This is a genomic window from Tsukamurella conjunctivitidis (assembly GCF_007858475.1).
Classification (GTDB): Bacteria; Actinomycetota; Actinomycetes; order Mycobacteriales; family Mycobacteriaceae; genus Tsukamurella; species Tsukamurella conjunctivitidis.
The window spans coordinates 1-738 of record NZ_VIGX01000083.1 but is presented as its reverse complement, the minus strand read 5'-3'; the positions used below and the strand labels follow the sequence as shown (position 1 = coordinate 738).

The window sequence follows — 738 nt, the reverse complement described above, 5'->3', positions numbered from 1 at the left end:
AGTGCGCCAGATCGGCTGACTGAGCACTCGTGCTCAGGAGACGATCGACCTGGGGGAGGAGTTCAAGCAAGGTCGCTTCGTGCGGTCCCTGCTCAGTGCGCCATCCCAGGGTGCCGCGGGTCTGGTTGTTGTCCCATGCGAGCACGCCAGCCCCGCCGTAGCGGGCGAACACCGCTGATAGAAGAACAGTGGTCGGGGTCTTGCCCGCTCCGCCCTTACCGTTGACGATGGCGATCGTGCGAGGGCCAGGCCAGTGTTGACTCACGGCCTGGACATCGGCGCGCTCTGCGCGCTCTGCCTCGCTGGGGCTCAGGCGCATCCCGAGATGCGTCATGAGGCCGCGCCAGCCTTGGGTGGCAGGTTCCTCGGACTGCTGCTGGGTGAGGAACGACTTCCGCCTCTCGCGCCTAGTCGGGAAAGGCGCCGAAGTCGCTGGTGCGGAGCCGTCGGCGGAGCGCACCCAACCGTGAGCGGTTTCCAGCTCGACCTCCTCTGCCGGTGCTGGCGCAGCCGCCGAAGCCGACGCCTGCGTCGCGTCGTCGACGGACTCGACGGGCGTGGTCGGCCTTTCGTCGACCACGCCGAGGACGGTGCGGGGCTTCGCCTCCGCGGTAGCGTCTGGTTCCACGGTTCCGTCACCGTGGATCACGAGCGGCCATTGTCCCTCGGGGTCGTTCATGGTGGCGCGCACCTGGCGGCCGAGCTTGCGGGCCGTCTCGGCCACGAGGCCGAGAACGG

The 738-nt window shown here is 68.8% G+C and carries 1 protein-coding gene; it reads right to left on the bottom strand.

Translation table 11 applies throughout. The features are described 5' to 3' along the window. Positions 1–738, bottom strand: a 738-nt coding sequence (locus tag FK530_RS26445) for a ParA family protein (RefSeq protein ID WP_331456374.1), incomplete at both ends; no start/stop codon positions are given.